The following is a 7,176-nucleotide window of genomic DNA, read 5'->3' as shown; positions in this document are numbered from 1 at the left end:
CGTCCGTCACCACCCCAGAAATCCAGCCAGAACCCGCGATCGATCGATCGCGGGCCACGCCGGGAGGGCCTGGACCCGGGGACGCGTTCTCCTGTCCCGAAAAGCATGCGCTTTCGGACGGGGGCGACCTCGCGGACAGACGTCTCCCGCCGGCGCGGGGGTTCGCCCCCGCTCCGTCTTCATCCGTGTGGGGATGGAAGTGCGTTACAGCCCAAAACTTACGCCGGGCGGGGCGGGGGTCAACGCTGATTCGCAGCCGATTCGCGAACTAAATTGTTTGACTCCGCTAAAGGTAAATCCCGCTTGAGAAAATCCCGGTTTCGCCCGTTCGGCGAGTGTGGATTCCCTTGAAATAACTTATCCGGACACGGCGAAACGGCGAGTCAGCTGGTGCTCACTCGCCGTTGAAATCGTTTGTTTTTCGTGTGTCAGACCCGTGACGGAGCCCGCGATCGCCTGGATCAGGCGGCCGACATTTTCTTCAGCTGGGCATGCAGGCGAGACACCTTGCGCGAGCCCGTATTCTTGTGAACCACGCCCTTGGTGACGGCGCGCATCAGCTCGGACTGGGCCTCGACGAAAGCGCCCCTGGCGGCCTCGGCGTCGCCACCCGTCACGGCTTCCTGAAACTTGCGCAGGAAGGTGCGGACGCGGGTGCGGCGCGACTTGTTCACTTCGGTACGCGCGGCGATCTTGCGGATCGCTTTCTTGGCGCCGGGATTGTTGGCCATCGTCAGAACCTATCAACGGAAACGCCGCGGACACCCCGTCCACGGCGCGGAAATCTTCAAGAGCGGGCGACTATAGCGGAAGGGGCCTGTGGGGTCAACGAAGAGTCTGGGGCAGGGAGGCAATAGGCATTAGGGATTAGGGATTAGGGATTAGGGATTAGGGATTAGGGAGTAGGGAAGCGCGCCGACGGCGGCCTCCCAGGCTTGGCTTTTGCCTTCTACTGCCTACTGCCTAATCCCTCAATTCCCCCTGAACACCGGCTTTCGCTTCTCGACGAAGGCGGCCATGCCTTCCTTCTGGTCCTCGAAGGCGAACAGGCTGTGGAACAGGCGGCGTTCGAACTGGACCCCCTGCGTCAGGGTCGTCTCCAGCGCCGCATTGACCATCTCCTTGTTGGCCATGACGGCGAGGGGACTCTGGGAGGCGATCTTCGCGGCGATCTTGCGCACTTCGTCCATCAGGGTCTCGTGCGGGACCACCCGCGAGGCCAGGCCGGCACGCTCCGCCTCGGCCGCATCCATCATCCGCGCGGTCAGGACCATGTCCATGGCCTTGGCCTTGCCGACCAGACGGGTCAGCCGCTGGGACCCGCCGATGCCGGGGGCGACGCCCAGATTGATCTCCGGCTGGCCGAACTTCGCCCGGTCCGAGGCCACGATGAAGTCGCACAGCATGGCCAGCTCGCACCCGCCGCCCAGGGCAAAGCCGTTGACGGCGGCGATGATCGGCTTCCTGAACCGGGTGATCCGGTCGTGGCCCAGGGCGAAATAATTGCCCGTATACATCCGGGCATAGGACTGGTCCGCCATCTCCTTGATGTCGGCCCCGGCGGCGAAGGCCTTTTCCCCCGATCCGGTCAGGATCAGGCAGCGGACCGTGTCGTCATGCTCGACCGCGTCGAGAAAGGCCGCCAGATCGGCGAACAGGGCCGCGTTCAGCGCGTTCAGCGCCTCGGGCCGGTTCAGGGTGACCACTGCATAGCCGTCGGCGTGCCGCTCGATCAGCAGGTTCGCATAGGTGTCGGTCATGGGGGCCTTTCGTCTATCAGAACGCCTTGGGCAGACCGGCGTCCTTGAGGGTTCCGTTGGCGGTATGGCGCGAGCGGATATCGCCGTCGACCGTGAAACGCTCGCCGTTGAGCGGACTTTCCCAGACCTCGTGGTCACCACGACCCTGACGGACCAATCGACAGCCGTTCTGGAGCAGGATGGCCTTCACCTCGCGGGTGTAGCCGCTCACGCGGCCAGGCTCAGCCTGACCCGTGTTCCCGCATGGGCGATGACCTCGACAGGCGTATCCATGAGTGCCGCGTCTGACGGGTCCGTGCCCAACAGATCCTGAATGGCGACCGGGATGCGCTCGACCAGTGCCTCCAGCGTCGGCGCCTCTATGCGAAGGCCGTGAACGTCGCTGGATTCGATGATCCATACGCCCGCCTCGACGTCGAATGCAGCCTTCACGACGATCACCCGGTTCATGGGTCTTTTCTGTGCCGCACGGGATCGACTGTCAACGCGAGGCTCACCCCTCCCACTGGAACACCTCGGTGATCTCCACCCCGAAGGCGTCGGCGATGCGAAAGGCGGCCTCCAGACTGGGCGACTACAGTCCTCAATACACCTCACACTGTGTCGGAGCTATCCGACCTCAATGCGCCACGTGCGGCGTGATGATGCCCAGGGGCAGGGTGGTCACGTTCTTGACGCCGCGCGTGACGATATGGCTCTCGCAGTCCGAGACGATGCCGAGCGTCAAGAGCTTGTCGCGCAGGAATTTGTCGAAGGCGTGCATGTCGGAGGTGATGATGCGCAACACATAGTCCTCGCGCCCGGTGATGGTCGCGCACTGGACCACCTCCGGCCAGGTGGCGACGGCGGCCTCGAAGATGTCGAGGTTCTCGCGGGAGGGCAGCATCAGCTTGACGATGGCATAGACCTCGAAATCCAGGCCCAGCAGGGCGGCATCCAGAAGCGTGACCCGCTTGCGGATGAGGCCGCTATCCTCCAGTCTCTTGATCCGACGCCAGCATGGCGAGGCCGACAGGCCCACGCGCTCGGCCACATCCGCGACGGACAGTCCGGCGTCCTGTTGCAGGATGTCGAGAATTCGAGCGTCGATGGGATCCAGTTCGTCGGCCAATGCGTTTCTCCATTTATAGTTATTGAGCAATAAATAACCCCAAAACCGCTTGACGCAAGGCGAAAATAGGCGAGCCTTGATTTCACACCCATGCTATCCAGCCGCCAACAGGACGCGGTCGGATCAACCGGACGGCAGGATGGAATGACCAGGAACACTCAACCGCTGTCATTGCGCGTGCCCGAGCCCACGGGTCGTCCCGGCGATGCGCCGGATTTCAGCCACCTGAAGCTGGATGTCGCCGGCGCGGTCGATCGGCCGCCGGTCGAGGCGCGACCGGTACAGATGCTGGACCTGGCCTTCCGCCTGATCCGGGTGCTGGACGACGAGGGCCAGGCCGTCGGGCCCTGGAACCCGCGTCTGGATGCCGGGACGTTGAAGAAGGGTCTGAAGGCGATGATCCTGACCCGCGCCTTCGACGACCGGATGCACCGGGCCCACCGCCAGGGCAAGACCAGCTTCTATATGAAGTGCACGGGCGAGGAGGCCATCGCGGTCGCCCAGGGCATGATCCTGAGCCGCGAGGATATGGGCTTTCCCACCTATCGCCAGCAGGGGCTTCTGATCGCGCGCGGCTATCCGCTGGTCGACATGATGAACCAGATCTATTCGAACGCCGCCGACCCCATCAAGGGCCGCCAGCTGCCGATCATGTATTCGGCGAAGGACTATGGCTTCTTCACCATCAGCGGCAATCTGGGCACGCAGGTGCCCCAGGCCGTCGGCTGGGCCATGGCCAGCGCCTACAAGGGCGACGACAAGATCGCCATCACCTGGATCGGCGACGGGGCGACGGCGGAGGGCGACTTCCACAACGCCCTGACGTTCGCCTCGGTCTATCGGGCGCCGGTGATCCTGAACGTCGTCAACAACCAGTGGGCCATCAGCTCCTTCATGGGCATCGCCGGAGGGCTGGAGACCACCTTCGCGTCCAAGGCCATCGGCTATGGCCTGCCGGCGCTGCGGGTCGACGGCAACGACTTCCTGGCCGTCTGGGCGGCGACCCAGTGGGCCGAGGAACGCGCCCGGTCGAACCAGGGTGCCACGGTGATCGAGCTGTTCACCTATCGCGGTGCGCCCCACTCGACCTCCGACGACCCCAGCCGCTATCGCCCGGGCGACGAGCACGACAAATGGCCGCTGGGTGATCCGGTCGCGCGGCTGAAACAGCATCTGATCGCCCTGGGCGAATGGTCCGACGAGGCCCAGGCCGAGGCGGAGGCCGAGGCCGTGGCCCAGGTCCGCGCGGCGGGCAGGGAGGCCGAGGCCATCGGCACGCTCGGCCAGTCGCGCCCCAGCGTGAAGATGATGTTCGAGGAGGTCTTCGCCACCGAAGACTGGCGTCTGACCGAACAACGCCGGGAGGTGGGGGTATGAGCGAGACCTGTACCGACGCCGATCAGCATGACGGCATCGCTCCCGACATGGTCGATCAGGCGGAGGCCCCGGCCCCGGTCGCACCCGACGGTGGCATCGTGCCCATGAACATGATCCAGGCGCTGAACTCGGCCCTGCACGTCAAGATGGCCGAAGACCCGAATGTGCTCAGCTTCGGGGAGGACACGGGCTATTTCGGCGGGGTCTTCCGCGTGACCGACCAGCTGCAGCAGAAGCACGGCCTGACGCGCAGCTTCGATACGCCGATCAGCGAATGCGGCCTGGTCGCCGCCGCCATCGGCATGGGGGCCTATGGCCTGCGCCCGGTGGTCGAGATCCAGTTCGCCGACTACATCTATCCGGCCTATGACCAGATCGTCTCCGAAGCGGCCAAGATGCGCTATCGCTCGGGCGGGCAGTTCACCGCGCCGATCGTGGTGCGCAGCCCCTATGGCGGCGGTATCTTCGGCGGCCAGACCCACAGTCAGAGCCCCGAGAGCCTGTTCACCCATATCGCCGGGCTGAAGGTCGTCATTCCGTCCAACCCCCATGACGCCAAGGGCCTGCTGACCGCCGCGATCGAGGACGACGATCCGGTCATCTTCCTGGAGCCCAAGCGGCTCTACAACGGCCCCTTCGACGGCTGGCACAAAAACCCGGTCAGCCCGTGGAAGGCGCAGGCCTCCGCCCAGGTGCCGACCGGCAAATACACCGTGCCGCTGGGCAAGGCGGCGGTGGTCCGGGAGGGGTCCGACGTCACCATCCTGTGCTACGGCACCATGGTCTGGGTCAGCTTGGCCGGGGCCGAGCACGCGGGCGTGGACGCCGAGGTCATCGACCTGCGCACCCTCGTCCCGCTCGACATCGAAACCATCGAGGCCAGCGTGAAGAAGACCGGCCGCTGCGTGATCGTGCACGAGGCACCAAAAACGTCCGGGTACGGAGCAGAGCTGTCGGCCCTGGTCCAGGAACGCTGCTTCTATCACCTGGAAGCCCCGATCGGCCGCGTCGCCGGCTGGGACACCCCCTATCCGCACGCCTTCGAGTGGGAGTATTTCCCGGGGCCGGAACGGGTCGCCACGGCGCTGAAAGCCGTGATGAGCGGGGGAGCCCGCTGATGGGACGCTATGTCTTCAAACTGCCCGATGTGGGCGAGGGCACCGCCGAGGCCGAACTGGTCGGCTGGCACGTCAAGGTCGGGGACCGCGTCGAGGAGGACCAGATCCTCGCCGACATCATGACCGACAAGGCGACGGTGGAGCTGACCTCGCCGGTATCGGGCGTGGTCACCGCCCTGCACGGCGAGCCCGGCGTGATGTCGCCGGTCGGCTCGGCCCTGGTGGAGTTCGAGGTCGAGGGGGCGGGGAATGCCGACTCTTCTCCCTTCCCCCTCGAGGGGGGAAGGGCCGGGGATGGGGGTGGAGGCACGGCCTCCGAGGTGACCCCGCAAGACTCCGACGGAGTCTCCGTGGCCGATGCCGAGCAGCCTGCCTCCACCCCCTCCCAACCCTCCCCCTTCGAGGGGGAGGGCTCTCATGCCGTCGGCAACTACGTCTTCAAGCTTCCTGACGTCGGCGAGGGCACGGCCGAGGCCGAGCTGGTTGCCTGGCACGTCGCGGTCGGCGATGCGGTCGAGGAGGACCAGCTGCTGGCCGAGGTCATGACCGACAAGGCGACCGTCGAACTGACCTCGCCGGTCGCCGGCACGGTCGCGGCCCTGCATGGCACGGCCGGTCAGTCCGTGCCCGTCGGCGGACCTCTGGTCAGTTTCGACGTCGAGGGGGCGGGCAATGTGCTTGAGAACCCCTCCGTCTCTCCGCTTCGCTCCGAGCCTGAGGACGGCTCGTATACGAGCCGCCCGCAGCCCCCCGCTTCGCGCGGGGAGGAGACCGCCGCCGCATCGTCTCCTCCCCGTTCCGAAGGAATGGGGAGGGGGACCGCCCGCCCCTTGGCGGGGGGTGGAGGGGTTGTTGCTGCGGCCCCGGTCCGTACCCCCCAGACCCCCGGTGTCCGCCCCTTGGCGTCGCCCGCCGTGCGCCAGCGCGCCCGCGAACTGGGCCTGGAGCTCCAGTTCGTGCCGGGCTCGGGGCCCGCCGGCCGTATCGAACATGCCGACCTGGACGCCTTCGTCGCCCACGGAGCGCGCGGACCGTCCGAACACGGAACATCACTGTCCTCGACCTATGCCAAGGCCGAGGGCACGACCGAGGTCCGCATCATCGGCCTGCGCCGCAAGATCGCGGAGAAGATGGCCGAGAGCGTCCGGCGCATTCCCCACATCACCTATGTGGAGGAGATCGACGTCACGGCGCTGGAGGAGCTTCGCGCCCACCTGAACGCCCAGGCGAAGACGACGGGCAAGGCCAGGCTGAACGTCCTGCCCTTCCTCGCCCGCGCCCTCGTCGTGGCCCTGCGCGACCAGCCGCAGATCAACGCCACCTATGACGACGAGGCGGGGGTCCTGACCCAGCACGCCGCCGTGCATCTGGGCATCGCCGCCCAGACGCCGAATGGCCTGATGGTGCCGGTCGTCCGCCATGCGGAATCGCTGGATCCCTACGCCACCGCCGCCGAGATCGCCCGCGTCTCCGGCGCGGCGAAGGACGGTTCGGCGAAACGCGAGGAACTATCCGGCTCGACCATCACCATCACCTCGCTGGGGACCTTGGGCGGCGTGGTCCACACGCCCATCATCAACCACCCCGAGGTGGCCATCGTCGGCCCGAACAAGATCGAGGACCGGGTGGTGGTCCGGAACGGCCAGATGGTCGTGCGCAAGATGATGAACCTGTCCTCCAGCTTCGATCATCGCATCGTGGATGGGCATGACGCGGCTGTGTTCGTGCAACGGATCAAGGGCCTGCTGGAGCATCCCGCGACGTTGTGGATGGGGTAGTTCGTGCTCGCCAGCCCGAGTGAGCATATGAT

8 protein-coding genes are annotated in these 7,176 nt (G+C 66.1%); 3 read left to right on the top strand and 5 right to left on the bottom strand.

The features are described from left to right. Positions 1-461 precede the first annotated feature (461 nt). The 5 genes from rpsT to O3139_RS14700 form a co-directional block, all read right to left on the bottom strand. Positions 462-731: a 30S ribosomal protein S20 gene (rpsT, locus tag O3139_RS14720; protein WP_269514844.1), complete on the bottom strand. Its 270-nt coding sequence runs from the start codon at positions 729-731 to the stop codon at positions 462-464. Between the two features lie 240 nt (positions 732-971). Then, positions 972-1,760, bottom strand: coding sequence for an enoyl-CoA hydratase-related protein (locus tag O3139_RS14715; RefSeq protein WP_269514843.1), 789 nt, complete (start codon positions 1,758-1,760; stop codon positions 972-974). A 16-nt stretch (positions 1,761-1,776) separates the two neighbouring features. Continuing rightward, positions 1,777-1,971 (bottom strand): type II toxin-antitoxin system HicA family toxin, encoded by a 195-nt coding sequence (locus tag O3139_RS14710; RefSeq protein WP_269514842.1) that lies wholly within the window; start codon positions 1,969-1,971, stop codon positions 1,777-1,779. Next, positions 1,968-2,210, bottom strand: a complete 243-nt coding sequence (locus O3139_RS14705; protein WP_269514841.1) for a DUF1902 domain-containing protein — start codon at positions 2,208-2,210, stop codon at positions 1,968-1,970. Before O3139_RS14705 ends, O3139_RS14710 begins: the two co-directional genes overlap by 4 nt. Before the next feature lie 169 nt (positions 2,211-2,379). Next, positions 2,380-2,871: an Lrp/AsnC family transcriptional regulator gene (locus tag O3139_RS14700; RefSeq protein WP_209321921.1), complete on the bottom strand. Its 492-nt coding sequence runs from the start codon at positions 2,869-2,871 to the stop codon at positions 2,380-2,382. Between the two features lie 144 nt (positions 2,872-3,015). Here O3139_RS14700 and O3139_RS14695 point away from each other — a divergent pair, with 144 nt between their 5' ends. The 3 genes from O3139_RS14695 to O3139_RS14685 are packed head-to-tail and all read left to right on the top strand — an operon-like array spanning position 3,016 to position 7,144. Next, a complete protein-coding gene (locus O3139_RS14695; protein WP_269514840.1) occupies positions 3,016-4,248 on the top strand; it encodes a 3-methyl-2-oxobutanoate dehydrogenase (2-methylpropanoyl-transferring) subunit alpha in 1,233 nt (410 codons plus the stop codon). Positions 4,249-4,295: 47 nt separating this feature from the next. Beyond that, positions 4,296-5,366 carry an alpha-ketoacid dehydrogenase subunit beta gene (locus O3139_RS14690; RefSeq protein ID WP_420022358.1) on the top strand — a complete coding sequence of 357 codons (1,071 nt, stop codon included), beginning with the start codon at positions 4,296-4,298 and terminating at the stop codon, positions 5,364-5,366. Then, the gene (locus tag O3139_RS14685) at positions 5,366-7,144 is read left to right on the top strand and encodes a 2-oxo acid dehydrogenase subunit E2 (RefSeq protein ID WP_269514838.1); all 1,779 of its coding nucleotides are present in this window, start codon (positions 5,366-5,368) and stop codon (positions 7,142-7,144) included. The genes O3139_RS14690 and O3139_RS14685 overlap by 1 nt, the downstream gene beginning before the upstream one ends. Positions 7,145-7,176 lie beyond the last annotated feature (32 nt).

This window comes from Brevundimonas subvibrioides (assembly GCF_027271155.1).
Taxonomy (GTDB): domain Bacteria; phylum Pseudomonadota; class Alphaproteobacteria; order Caulobacterales; family Caulobacteraceae; genus Brevundimonas; species Brevundimonas subvibrioides_D.
Note: the sequence above shows the minus strand (reverse complement) of the source record. Positions and strands in the feature narration are given on the sequence as shown.

Bases quoted from the DNA above. Each gene is read 5' to 3' on its own strand.
- rpsT (WP_269514844.1), bottom strand. From the start codon at position 731: ATGGCCAACAATCCCGGCGCCAAGAAAGCGATCCGCAAGATCGCCGCG.
- O3139_RS14715 (WP_269514843.1), bottom strand. From the start codon at position 1,760: ATGACCGACACCTATGCGAACCTGCTGATCGAGCGGCACGCCGACGGC.
- O3139_RS14705 (WP_269514841.1), bottom strand. From the start codon at position 2,210: ATGAACCGGGTGATCGTCGTGAAGGCTGCATTCGACGTCGAGGCGGGC.
- O3139_RS14695 (WP_269514840.1), top strand. From the start codon at position 3,016: ATGACCAGGAACACTCAACCGCTGTCATTGCGCGTGCCCGAGCCCACG.
- O3139_RS14690 (WP_420022358.1), top strand. From the start codon at position 4,296: ATGGTCGATCAGGCGGAGGCCCCGGCCCCGGTCGCACCCGACGGTGGC.
- O3139_RS14685 (WP_269514838.1), top strand. From the start codon at position 5,366: ATGGGACGCTATGTCTTCAAACTGCCCGATGTGGGCGAGGGCACCGCC.